Source organism: Streptomyces capparidis (assembly GCF_054782095.1).
In genome coordinates this window covers 241822-263932 of record NZ_BAAGTD010000001.1, presented here as the reverse complement: position 1 = coordinate 263932, position 22111 = coordinate 241822, and the positions used below count along the sequence as shown (strand labels likewise).

The 22111-nt window shown below is 75.6% G+C and carries 14 protein-coding genes and 1 tRNA gene; 2 read left to right on the top strand and 13 right to left on the bottom strand.

The genetic code is table 11. The features are described 5' to 3' along the window. Window positions 1-14: 14 nt before the first annotated feature. The 5 genes from ACYVO2_RS01205 to ACYVO2_RS01185 form a co-directional block, all read right to left on the bottom strand. Window positions 15-1400 (bottom strand): glycoside hydrolase family 43 protein, encoded by a 1386-nt coding sequence (locus ACYVO2_RS01205; protein WP_461005599.1) that lies wholly within the window; start codon window positions 1398-1400, stop codon window positions 15-17. A 253-nt stretch (window positions 1401-1653) separates the two neighbouring features. Then, on the bottom strand, window positions 1654-2865 hold the full coding sequence (locus tag ACYVO2_RS01200) for an ABC transporter permease (protein WP_461005598.1): 1212 nt from the start codon (window positions 2863-2865) through the stop codon (window positions 1654-1656). Further along, entirely contained in the window at window positions 2862-3563 is a 702-nt protein-coding gene (locus tag ACYVO2_RS01195; protein ID WP_461005597.1) for an ABC transporter ATP-binding protein, read from the bottom strand. Before ACYVO2_RS01195 ends, ACYVO2_RS01200 begins: the two co-directional genes overlap by 4 nt. Continuing rightward, window positions 3560-4819 carry a peptidoglycan-binding protein gene (locus ACYVO2_RS01190; protein WP_461005596.1) on the bottom strand — a complete coding sequence of 420 codons (1260 nt, stop codon included), beginning with the start codon at window positions 4817-4819 and terminating at the stop codon, window positions 3560-3562. Before ACYVO2_RS01190 ends, ACYVO2_RS01195 begins: the two co-directional genes overlap by 4 nt. Beyond that, on the bottom strand, window positions 4816-5370 hold the full coding sequence (locus tag ACYVO2_RS01185; RefSeq protein WP_461005595.1) for a hypothetical protein: 555 nt from the start codon (window positions 5368-5370) through the stop codon (window positions 4816-4818). The genes ACYVO2_RS01190 and ACYVO2_RS01185 overlap by 4 nt, the downstream gene beginning before the upstream one ends. 87 nt (window positions 5371-5457) lie before the next feature. Here ACYVO2_RS01185 and ACYVO2_RS01180 point away from each other — a divergent pair, with 87 nt between their 5' ends. After that, entirely contained in the window at window positions 5458-6111 is a 654-nt protein-coding gene (locus tag ACYVO2_RS01180) for a response regulator transcription factor (protein ID WP_461005594.1), read from the top strand. After that, window positions 6092-7258: a sensor histidine kinase gene (locus ACYVO2_RS01175; RefSeq protein ID WP_461005593.1), complete on the top strand. Its 1167-nt coding sequence runs from the start codon at window positions 6092-6094 to the stop codon at window positions 7256-7258. The genes ACYVO2_RS01180 and ACYVO2_RS01175 overlap by 20 nt, the downstream gene beginning before the upstream one ends. Before the next feature lie 43 nt (window positions 7259-7301). On the opposite strand, the gene ACYVO2_RS01170 is transcribed toward ACYVO2_RS01175, so the two are convergent. From ACYVO2_RS01170 to topA, 8 genes are all read right to left on the bottom strand, one after another. After that, window positions 7302-7982 carry a response regulator transcription factor gene (locus ACYVO2_RS01170; RefSeq protein WP_461005592.1) on the bottom strand — a complete coding sequence of 227 codons (681 nt, stop codon included), beginning with the start codon at window positions 7980-7982 and terminating at the stop codon, window positions 7302-7304. Beyond that, window positions 7979-9220: a sensor histidine kinase gene (locus ACYVO2_RS01165; protein ID WP_461005591.1), complete on the bottom strand. Its 1242-nt coding sequence runs from the start codon at window positions 9218-9220 to the stop codon at window positions 7979-7981. Before ACYVO2_RS01165 ends, ACYVO2_RS01170 begins: the two co-directional genes overlap by 4 nt. A 127-nt stretch (window positions 9221-9347) precedes the next feature. Next, window positions 9348-11573 (bottom strand): MMPL family transporter, encoded by a 2226-nt coding sequence (locus tag ACYVO2_RS01160; protein WP_461005590.1) that lies wholly within the window; start codon window positions 11571-11573, stop codon window positions 9348-9350. Window positions 11574-11784: 211 nt separating this feature from the next. Continuing rightward, window positions 11785-11861 (bottom strand) — tRNA-Thr (locus tag ACYVO2_RS01155). 85 nt (window positions 11862-11946) lie between these two features. Next, the gene (locus tag ACYVO2_RS01150) at window positions 11947-13542 is read right to left on the bottom strand and encodes an alpha/beta hydrolase (protein ID WP_461005589.1); all 1596 of its coding nucleotides are present in this window, start codon (window positions 13540-13542) and stop codon (window positions 11947-11949) included. 150 nt (window positions 13543-13692) lie between these two features. After that, window positions 13693-14898: a DNA polymerase III subunit delta' gene (locus ACYVO2_RS01145; RefSeq protein WP_461005588.1), complete on the bottom strand. Its 1206-nt coding sequence runs from the start codon at window positions 14896-14898 to the stop codon at window positions 13693-13695. A gap of 8 nt (window positions 14899-14906) precedes the next feature. After that, window positions 14907-18782 carry a dTMP kinase gene (gene tmk / locus ACYVO2_RS01140; protein ID WP_461005587.1) on the bottom strand — a complete coding sequence of 1292 codons (3876 nt, stop codon included), beginning with the start codon at window positions 18780-18782 and terminating at the stop codon, window positions 14907-14909. Window positions 18783-18978: 196 nt separating this feature from the next. Beyond that, on the bottom strand, window positions 18979-21993 hold the full coding sequence (gene topA / locus ACYVO2_RS01135; RefSeq protein WP_461005586.1) for a type I DNA topoisomerase: 3015 nt from the start codon (window positions 21991-21993) through the stop codon (window positions 18979-18981). Window positions 21994-22111: the final 118 nt, after the last annotated feature.

Below are 22111 nucleotides of genomic sequence, written 5' to 3'. Positions count from 1 at the left end.
GCGGTCCCGGGGGTTCACGCCCACGGTCCGGCGGCGGTGAAGGAGCTGTCGGCGCGGAAGGTGGCGCTGTCCTGGTAGGGGTCCACGCGCAACTGGTAGTCGTAGTGCCGCAGGTAGCGGCCGGGGTAGTTGTACGACTCCAGCCGGACTGAGCCGGCGGCCGTGCCGGGGCGGGCGCAGTAGGTGGCGTCCTTGGCGAACACCGCGCTGCCGTCGCTCGCGTCGAAGCGGACACGGAAGTCCCAGTGGCGCAGGTAGCGGCCCGCCGAGTCGCGCAGGGAGTAGCAGTTGGCGTCCGCGAGGCCGGGGACGACGGTGAAGGTGGCGCTCTGCTTGACGGCGGCGGTGCTGCCGGAGGTGACCGGGTCCAGCCAGCCCAGGCCGTCGGAGCGCACCACGGCGTAGCGGCCGGGGTAGTTGGCCGACTGGAGGGAACGTTTGGTGTTCACCGGCAGGGTGGCGCCGCCGGACACGGTCTCCTTCAGCACCGTCAGGTGCCGGACGAAGCCGGTCAGGCCCGGCAGCTCGGTGGGCGCGGACCAGGTGGCGAAGCCGTCGTAGGAGTCGCTGTACCAGTACTTCCCGGCCGAGTAGGCGTCGTAGTAGATCCGCCAGCCGCCGTTGTCGAGCGGCACCAGCGCCGGGCCCTCGACGTAGGAGCCGAAGCCGGCCCAGTTGCCCGTCCTGCGGAAGGTGTAGGGGCCGGTGAGGCTGGTGGCGGTGGCGTACTCGATGTACTTGGTCGTCTCGTTCTTGGTGAACGCGTGGTAGGTGGAGCCGATCTTGACGATGAAGGTGTCGATGTAGTTCGGGCTGATGCCAGACAGGAGGACGGGGGCGCTCCAGGAGCTGAGCGAGGCGTTGGTGGCGGTGAGCTTGTAGGGCCGGAAGGTGTACTCGCCGCCCGCGGTGGTCGACGCCGACACGATGATGTTGACGCTGCCGTCGGTATCCACGAACCACTCGGGCGCCCAGGTGCGGGCCAGGCCGCTGATGGGGACGGTGTGCTCCCGCAGGAACGTCCAGTTGACCCGGTCGGTGGAGCGGGCGAAGCCGATGGTGGTGCTCAGCGCGGACCAGGTGCGGGTGGTGTAGGTCAGGTAGTAGTACCCGTCGGTGTGCCGGAAGACGCTGGGGTCGCGGATCATCCCGGAGGGCGGGGTGTAGGCCGGGCCCTTGAGCAGGGTGAACCCGGTCGCGTCCGGCGACTCGTACACATACATGTTCGACTCGCTGGAGTTGGTGAACGCGGTCATCGTGTACCGCGTGGCCTGGCCGGGCGGCGGGGCGGCGGCGGAGGCGGGGGGCTGGAGGGCGGCCAGGCCCAGCAGGGCCAGGACGGCGGCGAGGAGACAGGCGATCTGGCCGGTCAGCGGTCTGCGCTGGTGCGATGCGGTCAAGGCGGCGGCTCCTGAGGTGTCTGCGTGTCCGCTCCCCTCCGACCCCCCGTGTTCGAAAATGTCGGACACCATCCGTCGGATCGGTCAGAAGATAGGTGAGCGACATGTACCGGTCAATGGTTTGCGCACAGATCCGCACAGTTCCGCCCGTCCGCGCACACCACGGTGCCCCCGGGCGGGCCGGGGGCACCGTGGCAGTGCGTCAGTCGGATGTGTCGGACGGGTGCGTGGGACGGACGCGTGGGGCGGCGCGTCAGGTCGCGGTCAGCGCCTCCGTCGGTGCCAGGCGCGCGGCCCGCACCGCCGGGTAGAACCCGGCGAGACCGCCGATGACCAGCGTCGCGCCGACGCCTCCGGCCATCGCCCACAGCGGCACCAGCGCCGGCCAGCCCTGGTACCCGGCGTACCCGGCGGTCACCGCGATGCCGAGCGCCACACCCCCGAGGCCGCCCAGCGCGGACAGCAGCAGCGACTCGCACAGGAACTGCAACCGGATCTGCCCGCGGGTGGCGCCCAGCGCCCGGCGCAGCCCGATCTCGGAGCGCCGCTCCAGCACCGAGATCACCATGGTGTTGGCCACCCCGACCCCGCCGACCAGCAGCGCCACCGCGCCCAGCCCGAGCAGCAGCCCGCCCAGCGCGTCGTCGGTGGCCTCCTTCGCCTCCAGCGCGTCCGAGGGGCGGGACACCTCCACCTCGTTGGGGTGCTCCGGGTTGACGGTGGCGCCGAGCACCTCCTGCACCCCGGTGACCGCGGACTGCTCCGCCCGGGTGAACAGCGTCGTGGCGTGCCCGTCGAACGCCAGCTCCCGCTCGGCCGCGGGCCAGCCCACGAGCGCGGCGGAGTCCAGCTCCGGCACCAGCTCGCTCGGCGCGAGGATCCCGACGACGGTGAACCAGCGTCCGCCCAGCCACACCCGCGCCTCGGGCCCGGCCTGGTACACCCCCAGGTGGGCGGCGGCCCGCGCGCCGAGGACCACGGCCGGGTACCGGGCGTTCGCCTCGTTCAGCCAGCCGCCCGCGGCGAGCTCCACCCCCACCGTCGCCGGCAGGTCGGTGCGGGCCGCGTACACCCCGATGCCGCCGGTCTCCTGCTCCGGCACCAGGTCGTTGCGGTACACCCGGGCGTCGGTCCTGCCGATCGCGGAGACCGACTCCACCTCCGCCACGGACGCCGCCATCTCCACCGCGGTCCGCGGCAGCCGGGCCTGCTCGCCGCCGAACGACTGCCCGGGCGCGGCCGTGAGCAGGTTCGTCCCCAGCGCGTCCAGCCGGCGGTTCAGCTCCTCCTGGCTGGAGGTGGAGATGCCCACCACGCCGATCATGGCGGCGATGCCGATGGCGATGCCCAGCGCCGACAGGAACACCCGCATCGGCCGGGAGCGCAGCCCGTGGCCGCCGACCCGCACCACGTCCGCCGGGCCGAGCCGGGCCGGCCTCGGCCGGGGCGGGGCCGCGGCGCTCATCCGGCCACCGCCCCGCGGCGGGCGGGCGCGGCCGAGTCGTGCGCGATCCGGCCGTCCCGCACCCGCACCTCGCGGGGCAGCGACGCCGCGATCTCCCGGTCATGGGTGATCACCACGACCGTGGTGCCCGCCCGGTGCAGCTCCCGCAGCAGCTCCATCACCACCGCGCCGGAGCGGGAGTCCAGCGCGCCGGTCGGCTCGTCCGCGAGCAGCAGCGGCGGGTCGCCCAGCACCGCGCGGGCGATGGCGACGCGCTGCTTCTCGCCGCCGGACAACCGGTGCGGCTCGTTCCCCATCCGGTGCCCGAGGCCGACGCGGCGCAGCGCCCGCTCGGCGAGGGCGCGCCGCTCCGCGCGCGGGACGCCGCTGTAGAGCAGCCCGTCCGCGACGCTGTCCAGCGCGGGGACGCCCGGGGCGAGGTGGAAGGACTGGAAGACGAACCCGATGGTGCGGGCGCGCAGCGCGGACAGCTCCCGGTCGGTGAGGCCGGGCACGGCGTGGCCGTCCACCCGCACCTCGCCCGCGGTCGGGCGGGACAGGGTGCCCATGATGTTCAGCAGCGTGGACTTGCCGGATCCCGAGGGCCCGACGACGGCCAGCAGCTCGCCGCGCCGCACCACCAGGTCCACGCCCGCGAGCGCGGCCACGTCCCCGTACACCTTGGTCACCCCGGTCAGCTCCACGACGGGCGGCGTCACCGCGGCACCCCCACGCGCAGCCCCTCGGTGACGCCGCCGCCGGAGACCTCCACCATGCCGTCGGCGAACACGCCCACCTCGACCGGCCGGTACTCCACGCCGCCTTCGGTGACGGCCTGCACGGCGTAGCCGCCGCCCCTGCGCGCCACCAGTGCGTTCACCGGCACGGCCAGGACGTCCTCGCGGCGCTCCGCGGTCAGCGTCACCTCGACCGGGGCGGCCTGGTAGCGGCCGAGCCCCTTGCCGTCCTTCGCCGTCAGCTCGACGGGGATGGTGGTCTCCCCCGCGCCGCCCGCGCCGTCCTTCGGCGCGGCCGTCACCGCGCTGCCGACCTCGCTCACCACCGCCTGCGCGGTGGTGCCGTCCGGCAGCTCCACGGTGGCCTTCCCGCCCTTGTCCACCAGGTGCTCGTACCGGGTGGGCAGGTCCACGGTGACGACGGGCTCGACGCCCGTCCAGGTCAGCAGCTCCCCGCCGGGCGCGGCGCCGGGCACCGCCTTCACCTCGGCGACCCGCCGCGCGCCGGGCGCCACCACGGCCTGGTCCGGCTCCACCCGCCCGGTCTCCTCCCGGCCCAGGTCCTCCTGCCAGGCCCGCACCGCGTCGGCGGTGGCGGAGGTGAAGCTGTCGTCCACGGTGAACCCGGTGTGGCCGAGCGCCGCGAGGTTCTCCTCCAGCATCTCGACGTCGCCGCCGGACACGCCCGCCTCCAGGGTGCGGTACAGCGGCGCCGCCCCGTACAGCAGCGGCACCTTCTCCTCGTCCACGCGGTACACCGGCTCGCCGCGCTCGATCTCCGCCCCGGCGGCGGGCAGCCGTGTGAGCACCCCGCCCGGCGCGGGGGCCTGCCGGTCCTGCCCCGCCCCGGCGGCCGCGCCCGCGGACGGGGCGAGCAGCGCGGTGGGAGCCCCGTACCCGAGGGTGCCCGCCACGGTCTCGCCGCGGGTCAGCGTGGTGCGCTCCACCGGGACGGTCCGCGCGGGGCCGATCCGCCCGGCGTCCGCCGCCGCGCCGCCGTCGCCGCCGAGCACCCCCGTCGCCGCGACCCCCGCGGCGCCGGCGACCAGCAGGGTGGCCAGCACGGCGAGCGAGGTGCGCAGCCCGCGCCGGCCACGGGCGCGACCCGGCGCCGCCGCGGGACCGGCCGTGTCGGGGCGGTCCCGGCCGTCCGGCCGCGCGCCCTCCTCCCCGGCGCCGTCCGGCCGCTGACCCGCGGCACCGGTGACGGCCCCTCCGGTGCGGTGCGCCGCCGTCATCCGGCCCCACCGCCCTTCAGCATGACCCCGCCGCCGGGCCACTTGTCCTGGCAGGCGTCCATGGCCTTCTGGAACCTGTCGTCCTCGGGCCCGATGCCCAGCGCGCCCAGGTCGATCTCCATGGAGCCGCCGTTGACCTGCGGATCGGTGAACTCGGGGACGCCGTTCTCCCGGATGCACTCCGACCACTCGGCGACCTTCGCGGAGTCCAGGGAGCCACCCGGGCCGCCCCCGCCCTGCGGCGCCAGGTCCCGGCACGCGTCCTGCGCGTCGGCGAACGCCTGCGACTTCGGGTCGATGCCGCTGCCCGGGCCGAGCTTCAGCCGGCCGCCCTCGTCCGGGTCGGGGAACTGCGGCACGCCGTTCTCGCGCATGCACCGGGCGTACGCCAGGGAGCGGCTCGCGGGGCCACTGGCGGACGGGCCGCCGGCGTCGGCCCCGTCCGACGGGGAGTCGTCGTCCGAGCACCCCGTCAGCAGCGCCCCGGCGAGCAGCAGCGGGGCGAGGGCGGGAAGGATGCGCGCCATCGCGCGTCTGGTGGTGGTTGCCATGCCGCCAAGGAGTACCGACCGGCCGGTTACACGGCGGGAACGCGCGCTGTTATGCCGGTGTAACCCCCGCTGCCGCATGCTTGGCGCATGCGCCTACTGATCGTCGAGGACCACTGGGAGCTCGCCGAGACCGTGGCCACGGGTCTGCGGCAGGACGGCATGGCCGTCGACACCGCCCACGACGGGCTGCGGGCCCTGGAGATGACGGCGGTGCACGACTACGACGTGGTCGTCCTCGACCGCGACCTGCCGCTGCTGCACGGCGACGAGGTGTGCCGGGCCCTGGTGGGCCGCGGCGGACGGCCGCGCGTGCTGATGCTCACCGCGTCCGCGACCCTGGAGGACCGGGTGGACGGGCTCGACCTCGGCGCCGACGACTACCTGGCCAAGCCGTTCGCGTTCGCCGAGCTGATCGCCAGGATCCGGGCGCTGGGCCGGCGCGCCCAGCCCGCCGTGCCGCCCGTGCTCGTCCACGGCGACCTGACGCTGGACACCACCCGCCGCGTCGCCCGCCGCGCCGGCCGCAGGCTCGACCTGTCCCCGAAGGAGCTCGCCGTCCTCGAACTGCTGCTGTCCGCGCGCGGCGGGGTGCTCTCCGCCGAGCAGTTGCTGGAGCGGGCCTGGGACCACGCCGCCGACCCGTTCACCAACACCGTGAAGGTGACGGTCAGCAGGCTGCGCCGCAAGCTGGGCGACCCGCCGGTGATCGAGACGGTGCCCCATGCCGGCTACCGCATCTGACGCCCCGTCCGCACCGCGGGCCCGCCGCAGGCGCCGGCTGAGGTGGACCGCCCGGCTGCGGCTGACCCTGCTGTACGGGGCGCTGTTCCTGCTGTCCGGGGCGGTGCTGCTCACCCTCACCTATCTGCTGGTCGCCTCCCGCGGCCACATGAAGGTGCTGATCGCCAACGGCGGCGGCCAAGTGCCGCTGGACCCCGACCTGATGCGCGAGGCGGCGAACGCCCAGGCCGCGCGGCAGCGCCGGGCCACCCTGCGGGAGCTGCTCACCCAGTCCGCGGTCGCCCTCGCCTCGATGTCCGCGGTGTCGGTGGCGCTCGGCTGGCTGATGGCCGGGCGGGTGCTGCGCCCGGTGCGGACGATGGCCGAGCGGGCCCGCCGCATCTCCGAGCGCAACCTGCACGAACGCCTCGCCCTCACCGGCCCCGACGACGAGCTGAAGGACCTCGCCGACACCTTCGACGACCTGCTCGGCCGCCTGCACACCGCCTTCGACGCGCAGCGCCGCTTCGTCGCCAACGCCTCGCACGAGCTGCGCACCCCGCTCACCCTGCAACGGGCCACCATCGAGGTGGCGCTGTCCAACCCCGCCGCCGACGCGGCCGCGCTGCGCGCCGTGTGCGAGCGCGTGCTGGCCGCGGGCGAGCACCAGGAGCGGCTGATCGACGCCCTGCTGACCCTCGCCCGCGGCCGGCGCGGCCTCCAGCGGCGCGACCCGGTGGACCTGGCGGCCGCGGTCGGCGAGGCCCTGCGCACCGTCCCCGGGGACGGGCCGCGCCTGGACGCGTCGCTGCGCCCGGCCCGCGCCCTGGGCGACCGGCGGCTGGTGGAGCGGCTGGTGACGAACCTGGTGGACAACGCGGTCCGGCACAACGTGCCCGGCGGCTGGCTGCGGGTGGCCACCGGCGAGGAGGACGGCGCCCCGTTCCTGCGCGTCGCCAACAGCGGCCCGGTGATCCCCGCCGACCGCGTGCCCGCGCTCCTCGAACCGTTCCAGCGGCTGACCGCCCGCACCGGCGCCCCCGAGGGCCACGGCCTGGGCCTGTCCATCGTCGCCGCCGTCGCCGAGGCCCACGACGCGGAGCTGACCCTCGTCCCGGTGCCGGAGGGCGGCCTGAGCGCGACGGTGCGGTTCCGGGCGACGGCCTGACGGGCGGGCGGCGGGGCCTCGGGCCCCGGCCCGGCGGCCCGTCTCAGGGCGCGGGCGGGGCCGGCCGGACCAGCCCTGACTGGTAGGCGATCACCACCAACTGCGCCCGGTCCCTGGCGCCCAGCTTGGTCATGGCGCGGTGGATGTGGGTGCGCACGGTCAGCGGGCTGACGACGAGCTCGTCGGCGATCTCGCCGTTGGACCTGCCCTCCGCGGCCAGCGCCATCACCTCGCGCTCCCGCGCGGTCAGGTCGGCCAGGCGCTCCGGCGGGACCAGCCCGGCGCCGGGCGCGGGCGCGGCGAGGAAACGGGTGATCAGGGCGCGGGTGGCCGCGGGCGAGAGCAGCGCGTCCCCGGAGGCCACGGTGCGGATGCCGGCGAGGAGGTCGTCCACGGTGACGTCCTTGCCGAGGAAGCCGCTCGCGCCGGCGCGCAGCGCCTGGGCGACGTACTCGTCGGTCTCGAACGTGGTGAGGATCAGGACGCGGGTGGCGGACAGCTCCGGGTCGGCGCACACCGCCGCAGTGGCGCTCAGGCCGTCCGTGCCGGGCATGCGGATGTCCATCACCACCACGTCCGGGCGGTGGGCGCGGGTGAGCGCCACCGCCTCCCCGCCGTCGGCGGCCTCGCCGACCACCTCCATGTCGGCGCAGGAGTCGATCAGGATCCGGAAGGTGGCCCGCAGCAGGGCCTGGTCGTCGGCGAGCAGCACACGGACGGTCATGGGATTGGCTCCTCCTGCGGCGGGCGGGGGTGCAGCGGCAGCGCGGTGGTGACCTCGAAACCGCCCCCGGGGCGGTGCCCCGCGCTGAGGTCGCCGCCGACGGAGTGGGCGCGTTCGCGCATGCCGATGAGGCCGAAGCCGCCGCACCGGTCGGGGCCCGCGGGCCCGGTGGCGTGGCCGTCGTCGCTGACCGTGATGGTCAGGCGGTCGCGGGTGTAGGCCAGCCGCAGGTGCGCCGCGCTCGCGGCGGCGTGCTTGGTGACGTTGGTCAGCGCCTCCTGCACGATCCGGTACGCGGTCAGGTCCACCCCCGGCGACAGCGGGCGCGGCTCCCCCTCGGTGGCGACGGTGACCCTCAGCCCGGCGGAGGCGCACGCCGCGACCAGTTCGGGGAGCCGGTCCAGGCCGGGGGCCGGCTCCAGGGGGGCCTCCGGGTCGTCGGACTGGCGCAGCAGGCCCACGGTCGCCTTCAGCTCGCGCAGCGCCGACGAGGTGGTGCCGGCCAGGTCGGCGAGGATCCGCCGGGTCTCCTCGGGCCTGGTGCCCGCCAGGTGGGCGGCGGTGCCGGCCTGCGCGTTGGCCAGGGCCAGGTGGTGGGCGACCACGTCGTGCAGCTCGCGGGCGATCCGCATGCGCTCCTCGGCGACCCGGTGGCGGGCCTCCTCCTCGCGGGTGCGCTCGGCGTGCTCGGCCCTGGCCTGCACCGCCTCCAGGTAGGCGCCCCGCAGCCGGGACGCGGTGCCCGCGGCGACCGGCAGCAGCAGCCAGAAGACGGGGCCGACCGTCCTGAGCACCAGCGGGTGCTCGCCGGGCCCCGCGACCACCGCGGTGGTCACCAGCAGGGCGGTGGCGGCGACGGCGTGGACGCGGGTGGTCCCGCGCTCGGTGAGCGCGGCCAGCCAGTACAGCGCTGCCATGACCGGCGCCAGCAGCAGCGGGGTCAACAGGTAGCCGAGCGCGCACACGGCCGAGGTGCACAGCGCCGCCACGGCCACCGCGGCCCGCGGGTGGGTGCGGCAGCCCAGCAGGGCGGCGCAGGCCACACCCGCGAGCAGCGCGACGGGCCAGATGCGGCTCGGCTCGTCGTAGCCGGGCAGGGTGAGCGCGCTGCCGAGGACCGCGAAGCCGTACACCGCGAGGACCACCGCCACATGGGCGGCACGGCGGTGGCGGCCCGTGTGTCGCTCCAGGATGGACGTCATCGAGGTCTCCGGGTCGGTGGGGCTGCGTCTGTCCATGGTGGACGACGGGGGCGCGGACCTGCGCGGACGGGGCGGGAGGGAGGCGGTGCGCCGCCCGGGCGGCGCACCGCGGGTGCGGGGTGGGGCCGCGGGGCGCTGCGGCGCCCGGCGGCCCTCCCGGCGGCTAGCGGCGCGCCGGCACCGGCTCGGCGTCCGGGGCCTCGGGGGCGTCCGACGGGGCGGGGGCGGCGGAGGCCCGGTGACCCAGCGCCTCCCCCTCGATGTCCACCCGGGGCAGCAGCCGGTCCAGCGGGCGCGGCAGCCACCAGGCCCGGTCGCCGAGCAGGGCCAGGACGGCGGGCACGATCGCCATGCGGACCACGAACGCGTCGAACAGGACCGCGGCGGCCAGGCCGAACCCGATCATCTTGATCATGGAGTCGCTCTCGCCGACGAACCCGGCGAACACGGCCGTCATGATCAGCGCGGCGGCGACCACCACGCGGGCGCTGTACCGGAACCCGCTCACCACGGCCTGCCCCGGCCGGTCGCCGTGGACGTACGCCTCCCGCATCCGCGAGACCAGGAACACCTCGTAGTCCATGGCGAGGCCGAACACGATGCCCACCAGGAAGATCGGCATCAGGCTCATGATCGGCCCGGTCTGCTCCACGCCCAGCAGCTCCGCGCCGTGGCCCCACTGGAACACCGTGACGACCGCGCCGAGGGCCGCCAGCACCGACAGCAGGAAGCCGAGCGCCGCCTTGACCGGGACCAGCACCGACCGGAACACCACCAGCAGGAGCAGGAACGCCAGCCCGACCACGACCGCGAGGTAGGGGACCAGCGCCGACTGCACCTTCTGCGCGATGTCGATGTTCATCGCGGTGGTGCCGGTGACCTCGTAGGTCGCCCCCGCGGCGGTCTCGACCGCCGCGCGCTCGCCGCGGATGCTCTCGACGAGGTCCTTGGTCCGCTCGTCGGTGGGCGCGGTGGCCGGGGTGGCGGAGAACATCGCGGTGTCCCCCTCCGGGTTGAACCGGGGCGCCGACACCGACACCACCCCGTCCGTGCCCGCGATCTCCTTGGAGACGGCGGCCACCGCCGTCTCCGGGTCGTCCGCGCCCCTGGCGTCCACCACGATCGTCAGCGGCCCGTTGAACCCGGGGCCGAAGCCCTCGGCGAGCGCGTCGTAGGCGCGGCGCTCGGTGGTGGAGGTGGACTTGGCCTCGTCACCCGGCATGCCCAGTTGCAGGTCGGTCACCGGAAGCGCGATCACCCCCAGTCCCACGACACCGAGGAGCAGCACCGGCAGCGGACGGCGCAGCACGAACCCGGCCCACCGCGAACCCCCGTTGCTCTCCCCGCCGGCCCCCTTCGCCCGGCCCTTCCTGGCGGCCCTGGACAGCACGGCCTCGGGCCAGAAGCCGAGCAGCGCGGGGACCAGGGTCAGCGAGATCAGCACGCCGACGACGACGGCCCCGGCCGCGGACAGGCCCATCTTGGTCAGCATCGGGATGCCCACCACGGAAAGGCCGGCCAGCGCGATGATCACCGTCAGCCCGGCGAAGACGACCGCGGAGCCGGCGGTGCCGACCGCGAGCCCCGCGGCCTCCTCGGGCAGGCGTCCCTTGGCCCGCTCCTCTCGGTAGCGGGAGACGACGAACAGGGCGTAGTCGATGCCGACCGCCAGGCCGAGCATGGTGGCCAGCGTGCCGGTCGTCGCGGACAGGCCGAAGGTGCTGCCCAGGGCGATGATCGAGGCCATGGAGACGCCGACGCCCAGAACCGCGGTCAGCAGCGGCAGCCCGGCGGCGGCCAGCGACCCGAAGGTGATCAGCAGCACCACGGCGGCGATCACTATCCCGATCGCCTCGGCCGCGCCGCCCGCCGAGGTCTCGCTCGCCATCGCGTCCCCGCCGACCTCCACGGTCAGACCCGCGTCCCGCGCCCGCTCGACGGCGTCCCGGAGCGTGTCCTTGGCGGCGTCCGAGAGGTCGTCGGCGGCGACCCGGTAGGTGACGGACGCGTACGCCGTCGAGCCGTCCTCGCTCACCCCCTTCCCCTGAAAGGGACTCACCGCGGCGGCCACCTGCGGCCCGCGGGCCACCTCGTCCACCGCCTCCTCGACGGCCGCCCGGTTCCCGCCCGCGGTGACCTCCTGCCCGTCCGGCGCGGCGAACACGATCCGCGCGCTCGCCCCGTCGGCCGCCGAGCCGGGGAAGCGCTCCTCCATCAGGTCGAACGCCTTCTGCGCCTCGATCCCCGGCATGGAGAACCCGTCGTCGGGCGCCGCGGGCGCCTTGGCGGCACCGAAGCCCACCGCCGCCAGGACGGCCATCCACACCAGGACGACGTACCACCGCCGCCGAAACGCCAGACGGCCCAGTCGACTCAGAACTTCAGCCACAGCAGGGTTCTCCACATCCACACTCGGGAACCCAGCCAGCCTCCCCCGCCGCACCCCCTCCCGTCGTCGTCCCCCTGCCGACAACCCCCTCTACTCAGAACGCAGTACCCACCCCCTCCCCCTCCTCCCCCGGACGGACCGCCCCCTCATCCCCACGGGCGGCCGGACATGAAAAAGACCCAGGTCAGTACTGCTCTGACCTGGGCCCCGGTGGAGCCGCCTGTGGGAATCGAACCCACGACCTACGCATTACGAGTGCGTCGCTCTGGCCGACTGAGCTAAGGCGGCGTGCTGCCGACAGCGCTCAGCGTGGCATCGGCAACGGCGCCCAGTCTACACAGTTTCCGGGGGCGCCCCGCCCGCCCCCGGAGGGCTACGAGCAGCGCTTGTTGCCGGCCGGGGGGCGGCCCTGGAGGAGGTAGGTGTTGACGGTGGTGTCGACGCATTCGTTGCCGCGGGCGTAGGCGGTGTGGCCGTCGCCCTCGTAGGTCAGCAGGACGCCGGAGTCGAGCTGGGAGGCCAGGGAGCGGGCCCAGGTGTAGGGGGTGGCGGGGTCGCGGGTGGTGCCGATGACCAGGATGGGGGCGGCGCCCTCGGCCTCGATGCGGGTGGGGGTGCCCTGGGGCTTCACCGGCCAGTCGCCGCAGATGAGGGTGGCCCAGGCCATGGACGCGCCGAAGTTGGCGGACGCCTTGCGGAAGGCGGGCAGGGCCTTGCGGACGTCGGCGGGGGTGCGGGCGGCGGGCGGGAGGTCCAGGCAGTTCACGGCGGCGTTGGCGTACATGATGTTGCCGTAGACGCCCTCCTGGCGCTCGTAGTAGACGTCGGACATGCGCAGCAGGTCGGAGCCGTCGCCGTCGAGGGCGGAGCGCAGGGCCTCGCGGAGCAGGGGCCAGTAGCTCTCGTCGTACATGGCGAGCAGGACGGCGGTGGTGCCCAGGGCCTCGTTCAGGGTGCGGGAGCCGTCGCGGGTGCGCAGCGGCTTGCGGTCGAGGCGGGCGAGGAACGCGTCCAGGCGGCGGCCGGCGTCGTCGGCGGAGTCGGTGCCGAGCGGGCAGCCGCGGTGCGAGACGCAGTCCTCGGCGAAGGCGCGGAACGCGGTCTGGAAGCCGCCGGCCTGGGCGCGGGCGGCCTCCTTCGCGTCCACGGACGGGTCCATCGCGCCGTCGAGCACCAGGCGGCCGACGCGGCCGGGGAACAGGCCGGCGTAGGTGGCGCCGATCATCGTCCCGTAGGACAGGCCGGTGTAGGTGAGCTTGTCGTCGCCGAGGACGGCGCGCAGCACGTCCATGTCCCGGGCCGCCTCGACGGTGCCCATGTGCGGCAGCAGGCGCGCGGCCGAGCGCTCGCAGCCGCGGGCGAAGCGGCGGTCGGCGGCGACCAGGCGGTCGATCTCGCGCTGGTCGTCGGGGGTGGTGTCGACCCTGGTGAACGCGTCCATGTCGGCGTCGGACAGACAGGTGACCGGCACGCTTCCCCCCACGCCGCGCGGATCGAACGCGACCAGGTCGTAGGCGTCCCTGACCGGGGCCGGGTAGCCGACCGCCGCCTGCTGCTGGAGGTAGTCGACGGCGGAGGCGCCGGGGCCGCCGGGGTTGACCAGGAGGGAGCCGAGGCGGGCGCCCTGGTCGCGGGCGCGCTTGCGGGCGACGGCGAGCTTGATGTCGCCGCCCTCGGCGGGCTTGGCGTAGTCGAGCGGGACGCGGAGGGTGGCGCACTCGAAGCCGGAGGTGCGGCAGGGCTTCCAGGCCAGGGTCTGCCGGTAGTAGGGGCGCAGGGCGGCGGGGGTGGCCGCGGGCAGGGGGCGCAGGGTGCGGGTGGTGGAGGTGCCGGGGGAGCCGGAGGGGCTGCGGTTCTCGACCGAGGAGCCCGAGGACGAGGAGGCGGTGAAGGAGCAACTGGACAGCAGCAGCGCGGCCACCGCCGTCGTCGCGGTCACGGCGGCGCGGAGCGGGTGCGTGGTGGGCATGGGCTTCCTCGCGTTCGGCGGCACGGTGGATCGGGAGCTCGGGGGCGGAGCACGGGCGGGCGCGGGGGCACGACACGTTCGGCCGCATGACGGAGGGTAGCGGGGTCGTCGCTGTGCGCCTCGGATGTCGCGCGTCTCCGCGCGTCCGCCTCAGCCCGCGCGGAGCGCGAGCGTCATGGCCTCCACCGCCAGCAGCGGCGCCACATTGCGGTCCAGGGCGCGGCGGCAGTCCAGGACGGCCTCGACGCGGCGCAGCGTGTTCTCCGGCGCGGAGGCGGCGGCTATGCGCTCGATGTCGGGCCTGAGCTCCTCGTTGGCCAGGGCCGTCGCGGCGCCGAGCTGGACGGCGAGGACGTCGCGGTAGTAGCCGGCGAGGTCGATCAGGGCGCGGTCCAGGGTGTCGCGCTGGGTGCGGGTGGCGCGGCGCTTCTGCCGGTCCTGGAGGTCCTTGAGCACGCCCGCGGTGCCGCGGGGCAGCCGGCCGCCGGTGCCGGAGGCGGCGCCGAGCGCGGCGCGCAGCTCCTCGGTCTCCTTGGCGTCGGTCTCCTCCGCGACCTGCTTGGCGTCCTCGGCGGCCGCGTCCACCAGGCGCTGCGCGGCCTTCAGGCAGCCGCCCACGTCGCCGACCTGGAGCGGTATCGCCAGCACCTCGGCGCGCCTGGCCCGCGCCTGCTCGTCGGTGGCCAGGCGGCGGGCCCGGCCGATGTGGCCCTGCGCGGCGCGGGCCGCGAACGCCGCCATGCCGGGCTCGACGCCGTCGCGGCGCACCAGCGCGTCCGCGACCGCGTCGATGGGCGGGGTGCGCAGCACCAGGTGGCGGCAGCGGGAGCGGATGGTGGGCAGCACGTCCTCCAGGGAGGGCGCGCACAGCAGCCAGACGGTGCGGGGGGCGGGCTCCTCGACGGCCTTGAGCAGCACGTTGCCCGCGCCCTCGGTGAGCCGGTCGGCGTCCTCCAGGACGATGACCTGCCACCGGCCGCCCGCGGGCGACAGGGAGGAGCGGCGCACCAGGTCACGGGTGTCCTTCACACCGATGGACAGCAGGTCGGTGCGGACGATCTCCACGTCCGCGTGCGTGCCCACCAGCGTGGTGTGGCAGCCGTCGCAGAAGCCGCAGCCGGGGGCGCCGCCGAGGGCCCGGTCGGGGCTGACGCACTGGAGCGCGGCGGCGAAGGCGCGGGCCGCCGTGGACCGGCCCGAGCCGGGCGGGCCGGTGAACAGCCAGGCGTGGGTCATCGACGACTGCCCGGGGCGGGCCTCACCGCCGCCCGACGCCAGCGCGTCCGCGTCCCTGGCCGCCGCGGTGAGCTGCTCCACCACGCGGTGCTGCCCGATCAGGTCGTCCCAGACGGCCATGGGCGCCCCTACCCGCGCCCGCGGCGGCCCCGGCGGCCGGGGCGACCGTCGTGGTGGCCGTCGTGGTGGGCGTCGCCCGCGGGGCCCTCGGGTGCGCCGGGGTGCTCCTCGTCGCCGTAGGCGTCGTCCTCGTGGGGGCCGAGGAGTTCGTCGGCGAGGCTGGGCAGGTCGTCCAGCGGGGTCTCCTCCGCCCAGTACGGGCGCTGGCGGCGGCGCGGGTGGTCCTCGCCGTGCTGCCCGGCGGGGTCCTGCTGACCGGGGTCCTGCTGCCGGGGGTCCTGCTGACCGGCGCCGTGCGGGTCCACCTGGGGCAGCTCGCGGGTGCGCTCGTTCTCCGCGGGGCCCGGCTCGGGGCGCCACAGCCACGGCGGGACGCGGTCGGCCGGGTCACCCTCGGCCGCGGACCCGGGGTGCGGGGCGCGGGCGCGGGGCAGCGGCCTGGTCTCGTCCTCCGGGGCGGGGGCGGCCGGGGGCGGGGTGCGCCGGGCGGAGCCGCCGCCGCGGGCCGGGGGGATCTGCGGGAGCACGGCGGTGCGCGCCTGGCTCGGGTCCTCGGGATCGGCGGGCGGGGTGCCGGAGGGCCGGGAGTCCGAGGGCTGGGAGTCCGAGGGCTGGGAGTCGGAGGGCTGGGAGTCGGGGGACGGGACGACGGGCGGGAGGACCTTCGTCTCCTCCGCCGGGTCCACGGCCGGGCGGGGGGTCTCCAGGGTGCGGGTGGCCTCCTCGTCCCCGGGGGCGTCCGGCTCGTCCCGCGGCGCGGGCGCGGGCAGCGGGGTCTCGATCGTCTCCGCGGCGTCCGCCGGATCCCCGGCGGGCGGGGCGACGACGGGCGTCTCGACGGTGGCGGCCTCGGCCTCCTCCTCGGCGCGGCGCCTGGCCTCCTCGGCGCGACGGCGCGCCTCCTCCTCGCGGCGGCGGACCTCCTCCGCCCGGAGCCTGGCCGCCTCCTCGCGGGCCCTGGCCTCCTCCTCGCGGAGCCGCGCCGCCTCGGCCTCCTCCGCTTCGCGGCGGGCCCTGGCCTCCTCCTCGGCCCTGCGGCGCTCCTCCTCGGCGCGCAGCAGCGCCTCCTCGGCCCGGCGCTGCTTCTCCAGGCGGCGCTCCTCCGCCTCGCGACGCAGCCGCTCCTCCTCCTCGGCCTGCCGCCTGGCGCGCTCCTCGGCCTCCCGGCGGGCCTGCTCCTCCGCCTCCCGGCGGCGGGCCTCCTCCTCGGCGCGGCGACGGGCCTCGGCGGCGAGCCTGCGGGCCTCCTCGGCCTGCCGCTCCTCCTCGCGGCGGCGGGCCTCCTCGGCCTCTATCCGCTTGCGCTCCTCCTCCTCGGCGCGCAGCCGGGCGAGCTGCTCCTGGCGCTCGCGCTCCAGCCGCTCCTCCTCGGCCTTGCGCCTGGCCTCCTCCTCGGCGCGGCGGCGGGCCTCCTCGGCGGCACGGCGCTCGGCCTCGGCGCGGGCCTGGATCTCCTTCTCGGACAGCGGCAGCTCACGGTCCAGGCGGTGCCGGATCGCGGTGGCCACGGCCTGCGGCTCCTGCCCCGCGTCCACCACGAGGTAGCGCGCGGGGTCGGCGGCGGCGAGCGCGAGGAAGCCGTCGCGCACCCGCTGGTGGAACTCGGCGGGCTCGGACTCCAGCCGGTCCGGGGCCTCGGTGAACCGCTCGCGGGCGGTGTCGGGCGCCACGTCGAGCAGCACGGTCAGGTGCGGCACCAGGCCTCCGGTGGCCCAGCGGGAGATGCGGGCGACCTCGGTGGGCGACAGGTTGCGGCCGGCGCCCTGGTAGGCGATGGAGGAGTCGCTGTACCTGTCGGTGATCACCACGGCGCCGCGGGCCAACGCCGGCCGGACCACGCTCTCCACGTGCTCGGTGCGGTCGGCCGCGTACAGCAGGGCCTCGGTGCGGTGGGACAGGCCCGTGCCGGAGACGTCGAGCAGGATCGAGCGCAGCCGCTTGCCGAGCGCGGTGGCGCCGGGCTCGCGGGTGACGACCACCTCGTGGCCCTTGTTGCGGATCCACTCGGCGAGCAGCTCCACCTGGGTGGACTTGCCCGCGCCGTCGCCGCCCTCCAGCGCGATGAAGAACCCGGTCGGCGCGGTGCGCTGCCGCGGGTCGGCGCCGCCGCGCAGGGCGTCGCGCAGGTCCCGGCCGAGGGGGGCGCCGTGCCGGTCGTCGATGCGGCCGAGCGCCAGCGCGGCCACGGGCAGCAGCAGGGCCCCGGCCAGCATCAGGGTGAACGAGGCGCCGCCGTGGTCGAAGGTGAACGCGCCCTCCTCGACCCGGTGCGGGCCGATCGCCGCGGCGAGCAGCGGCCCGCCGACGGCGGCGGAGGCCACGAACAGGCGCACCACGGCGTGCAGGTGCTCGGTGACGCGGCCGCGCCCGGCCTCCTCCGTCTCCTGGTCGAGCAGGGCGTGGCCGGTGTTCGCCACCACGCCGAGGCTGTAGCCGGCGAGCAGGGTGAGCAGCAGCACCGTGGTCAGGTCGGGGACGAGCCCGGCGAGCAGCAGGGCCACCCCGGCGAGCGCCACGGCGAGGGCGAACAGCCTGCGCCGGGAGAACCCGGGCAGCACCTTGGGGGCCGTGCGCACCCCGGCGACCGCGCCGCCGGTCAGCGCCAGGACCAGCAGGCCGTAGGCGATCGGGCCGCCGCCGAGGTCGTGGGCGTGCAGCACGGCGAGGGCGACGGCGCAGGCGACGGCGGCGCAGGTGGCGGCGGTGCTCAGCACGAGGGCGGGCACCGAGCCGGTGCGGCCCTTGCCGCCGGGGAGGTCCTTGGGCAGGCGCAGGCCCTCCAGCGGGGAGCGCGGGCGCGGTCCTGCCGCGTCCGGCAGCTCCAGCGGGTACAGCACGGCGGCGGACGCGGCGAAGAGCGCGGCGGCCCCGTAGCAGGCCAGCGCCACCTGGTGGGTGTGGAACCAGTCGACGCCGACCGCGAGCAGGTTGCTGAGCAGGGTGACGGCGATCAGCGCCGCGGCGGCGAGGGGCAGGGCGCCGTAGCCGGTGCGCACGTCGAGGCGGTGCAGCGCGTCGAGGTGCTCGGCGGGGGGGTGGACCGTGACGGGCCGGGGCCCGGAGGGCTTGGGCTTGCCCTGGCCGGGTGCGGCGGGGCCGTCGCCGGGGGTGGCCGGGGCGTCGGCGTCGGTGATCTTGCGGAGGCGGACCGTGGCGTCCGGTTCCGGGGCCCGTCCGGCGGGGGCGGGCGGGGTCGCGGACGGCGGGGTCGCGGGCGGCGGGGGCACGGTCACCCGCACCGTCTCGCCGGGGCGCTCGGCGAGGGCGGCGATGGCGGCGCGCGCGGCGAGCGGCTCGGGGGCGGTCGCGGGCAGCAGGGCCGGGGCGGCGGTGTTCTTGGCCACCGTCCACACCCGCTCGGCGACGCCGACGAGGAACGCGGTGACCAGCAGCCACACCACGGCCGACGATTCCGTCCAGTCGATCCACAGCGGCGCGGGGACCAGCGCCAGCAGGCGCAGCGCGTCACAGCCGATCATGGTCCAGCGCCGGTCGAGGGTGCCGCCGGGGGCGACCAGCGCGGCGACGGGGCCCAGCAGCAGCGCGCCGGTGAGCAGCGTGGCGAGCAGCCGCGCGCCGAGCACCGCGGCGACCGCGACCGCCACCCCCCGGTAGCCGCCGCCGAACGCCTCCGACTGCCAGGCGGCCTGCACCGCGAGCACGGTGAGGACGAGCACGGCGAGCCGGTCCGCCGTGCCGCCCATGAGCTGCGCCGTCCACAGCCTGCGCAGCCGTGGGATGCGCAGCAGGGCCCCCACCGCCCGCTCGCGGGAGTCGGCGGCGAGCGCCCCGGCCCCCGTGGCCGGTGCGCTGGTGCTTGCGGTTTCGCTGGTCGGCCTGGTCACGTCCCTCGTCACGTCCGTTGGCTGGTCGGCGCCCGTCATCCTGACAGCGTATCCGGCGCACTGGAATCCATGCCGAACGCCATCCGAACAGGTGAACGATGAGGGTTCGACGTTGACGCAGGGGCTCGAACGCGCTCCGGCCGGACGACGCGTGCGCCGTCCGGCCGGAGCGTTCCGATCGGGCAGTTCAAAGGGGTGCCGGGCCCCAGGGCCCCGGGCGGGCCGGGGCCGCCGGTCAGCGGCTGTCCACCCGCTCAGCCTCGACTTCCGGCACCACCATGTCGCCCCCCGCGCCCGGGCGGGTCGGGGCGGTGTCCGCGGAGGCGGAGGCGGCCCCGTTCGCGGCGGGCGCCTCCCCGGCGGCGGCCGTACCCTGCCCCGCCGTCGTCTTCCTGGCCGCGGTCTTCCCGGCCGTGGTCCTCTTCGCGGCGGTCGTCTTCGCGGCCGTCTTCTTCGTGGTCGTCTTCGCCGCCGTCTTCTTGGCGGCCGTGCCCTCCGACGGCTCCTCGGCGCCCTTGGCCGCCGTCTTCTTCGCGGTGGCCTTCTTGGTGGTGGCCTTGGCCGTCTTCTTCGCCGCCGTCTTCTTCACCGGACCCTTGGCCCGCTTCTCCGCGAGCAGCTCGAACCCGCGCTCCGGCGTGATCGCCTCGACGTCGTCGTCGCGCCGCAGCGTCGCGTTGGTCTCCCCGTCGGTGACGTACGGGCCGAAGCGCCCGTCCTTGACCACGACGGGACGCCCGCTCACCGGGTCGGTGCCCAGCTCCTTCAGCGGGGGCTTGGCCGCCGCCCGCCCGCGCTGCTTGGGCTGCGCGTACAGGGCGAGCGCCTCCTCCAGCGTCACCGAGAAGATCTGGTCCTCGGTCTGGAGCGAGCGGGAGTCCGTGCCCTTCTTCAGGTACGGCCCGTAGCGCCCGTTCTGCGCGGTGATCTCCTCGCCGGAGCCGGGCTCCACGCCGACCACGCGCGGCAGCGAGAACAGCCGCAGCGCGTCCTCCAGCGTCACCGTGTCCAGCGACATCGACTTGAACAGCGACGCGGTGCGGGGCTTGATCGCGCCCCGGCCCGTCTTCGGGGTGTCCTCGGGCAGCACCTCGGTGACGTACGGGCCGTACCGGCCGGCCTTCGCCACGATCTGCCGCCCCGTCTCCGGGTCGGCGCCCAGCGAGCGCTCGCCGCTCGGCCTGGCCAGCAGCTCCTCGGCGAGCTCGACGGTCAGCTCGTCCGGCGGCAGGTCCTCGGGCACGTCGGCGCGCTGGCCGTCCTTCTCCACGTACGGGCCGTAGCGGCCCACCCGCAGCACGATGTCGCCGCCGACCGGGAAGGACGACACCTCCCGCGCGTCGATCGCGCCGAGGTCGGTGACCAGCTCCTTCAGGCCGCCGAGGTGGTCGCCGTCGCCGTTGCCCGCGTCCGCCGCCGACACCTCGGCGGCCTCCGCCGCCTCGGGGCGCTCGCCGAAGTAGAAGCGGCGCAGCCACGGCACGGCGCGCGCCTCGCCCCGCGCGATGCGGTCGAGGTCGTCCTCCATGCGGGCGGTGAAGTCGTAGTCCACCAGGCGGCCGAAGTGCTTCTCCAGCAGTCCCACCACCGCGAACGACAGGAAGGAGGGCACCAGGGCCGTCCCCTTCTTGAAGACGTAGCCGCGGTCGAGGATGGTGCCGATGATCGACGCGTAGGTGGAGGGCCGGCCGATCTCCCGCTCCTCCAGCTCCTTGACCAGGCTGGCCTCGGTGTAGCGGGCCGGGGGCTTGGTCGAGTGGCCGTCGGCGCTGATCTCGTCCGCGGTCAGCGGGTCGCCCTCGGCCACCTGCGGCAGCCGCCGCTCGCGGTCGTCCAGCTCGGCGTCCGGGTCGTCACGGCCCTCGACGTACGCCTTGAGGAAGCCGTGGAAGGTGATGATCTTGCCGGAGGCGGAGAACTCGGCGTCCCGCCCGTCGGCGGAGCGCCCGCCGACCCGCACCGTCACCGACTGGCCCACCGCGTCCTTCATCTGGGAGGCGACGGTGCGCATCCAGATCAGCTCGTACAGGCGGAACTCGTCGCCGCTCAGCCGCGTCTCCGCGGGCGTGCGGAAGCGGTCCCCGGACGGGCGGATGGCCTCGTGCGCCTCCTGCGCGTTCTTCACCTTGCCGGTGTAGGTGCGCGGGGTGTCCGGCAGGTAGTCGGGGCCGTAGAGCTGGCGCACCTGGCTGCGCGCCGCGGCCACCGCCGTCTCCGACAGGGTGACCGAGTCGGTGCGCATGTAGGTGATGAAGCCGTTCTCGTACAGCTTCTGCGCCACCTGCATGGTGCGCTTCGCGCCGAAGCCCAGCTTGCGGGAGGCCTCCTGCTGGAGGGTGGTGGTGCGGAACGGCGCGTACGGGCTGCGGCGGTACGGCTTGGACTCCACGCCGCGCACGGCGAACGCGGTGTCCCGCAGCGCCGCGGCCAGGGCGCGGGCGGCCTGCTCGTCCAGGTGGAGCACCTGGCCGGGGGACTTGAGCTGCCCGTTGGAGCCGAAGTCGCGGCCCTGGGCGACCCGGCGCCCGTCCACCGCGACCAGCCGCGCGCCGAAGGTGCCCGGGTCCGTGGCGTCGCCGGGGCGGCCGGTGGAGAAGGCGGCCGTCAGGTCCCAGTACTCGGCGGCGGTGAACGCGATGCGCTCCCGCTCGCGCTCCACCACCAGGCGGGTCGCCACCGACTGCACCCGGCCCGCCGAGAGCCGTGGCATGACCTTCTTCCACAGGACCGGCGAGACCTCGTAGCCGTAGAGGCGGTCGAGGATGCGGCGGGTCTCCTGGGCGTCCACCAGGCGCTGGTTCAGGTCGCGGGGGTTGGCCACGGCCTGCTGGATCGCGTCCTTGGTGATCTCGTGGAAGACCATCCGGCGGACCGGCACCTTGGGCTTGAGCACCTCGCGCAGATGCCAGGCGATGGCCTCGCCCTCGCGGTCCTCGTCGGTGGCGAGGAAGAGCTCGTCGGCCTCGGCGAGCAGCCCCTTCAACTTCGTGACCTGGGCCTTCTTGTCGCTGTTGACGACATAGATCGGCTCGAAGTCCTGGTCCACGTTGACGCCGAGGCGCGCCCAGGGCTCGCCCTTGTACTTGGCGGGCACTTCGGCGGCCCCGTTGGGCAGGTCGCGGATGTGCCCGACACTGGCTTCGACCACGTAGCCCGGGCCCAGGTAGCCCTTGATCGTCTTCGCCTTGGCCGGCGACTCGACGATGACGAGTCGGCGGCCGTTGCGCGCGGTCTCGCTGGTCGGGGACAACTTCGCTCTTCTCTCCGGGTCGAAAAGGGTGACGTCGCGGAGTGTGACCGTAACCCAGCCCCCCGTGTCAAACGGGAAAAGCCAGCAACGCCACTCGAACGGTAACCCGACAACCGGT

Excerpts from the sequence above, each read along its gene's own strand:
- ACYVO2_RS01150 (WP_461005589.1), bottom strand. The coding sequence starts at position 13,542 with ATGCCCACCACGCACCCGCTCCGCGCCGCCGTGACCGCGACGACGGCG.
- ACYVO2_RS01145 (WP_461005588.1), bottom strand. The coding sequence starts at position 14,898 with ATGGCCGTCTGGGACGACCTGATCGGGCAGCACCGCGTGGTGGAGCAG.
- ACYVO2_RS01165 (WP_461005591.1), bottom strand. The coding sequence starts at position 9,220 with ATGGACAGACGCAGCCCCACCGACCCGGAGACCTCGATGACGTCCATC.
- ACYVO2_RS01170 (WP_461005592.1), bottom strand. The coding sequence starts at position 7,982 with ATGACCGTCCGTGTGCTGCTCGCCGACGACCAGGCCCTGCTGCGGGCC.
- ACYVO2_RS01190 (WP_461005596.1), bottom strand. The coding sequence starts at position 4,819 with ATGACGGCGGCGCACCGCACCGGAGGGGCCGTCACCGGTGCCGCGGGT.
- ACYVO2_RS01200 (WP_461005598.1), bottom strand. The coding sequence starts at position 2,865 with ATGAGCGCCGCGGCCCCGCCCCGGCCGAGGCCGGCCCGGCTCGGCCCG.
- ACYVO2_RS01175 (WP_461005593.1), top strand. The coding sequence starts at position 6,092 with ATGCCGGCTACCGCATCTGACGCCCCGTCCGCACCGCGGGCCCGCCGC.
- ACYVO2_RS01180 (WP_461005594.1), top strand. The coding sequence starts at position 5,458 with ATGCGCCTACTGATCGTCGAGGACCACTGGGAGCTCGCCGAGACCGTG.
- tmk (WP_461005587.1), bottom strand. The coding sequence starts at position 18,782 with ATGACGGGCGCCGACCAGCCAACGGACGTGACGAGGGACGTGACCAGG.
- ACYVO2_RS01185 (WP_461005595.1), bottom strand. The coding sequence starts at position 5,370 with ATGGCAACCACCACCAGACGCGCGATGGCGCGCATCCTTCCCGCCCTC.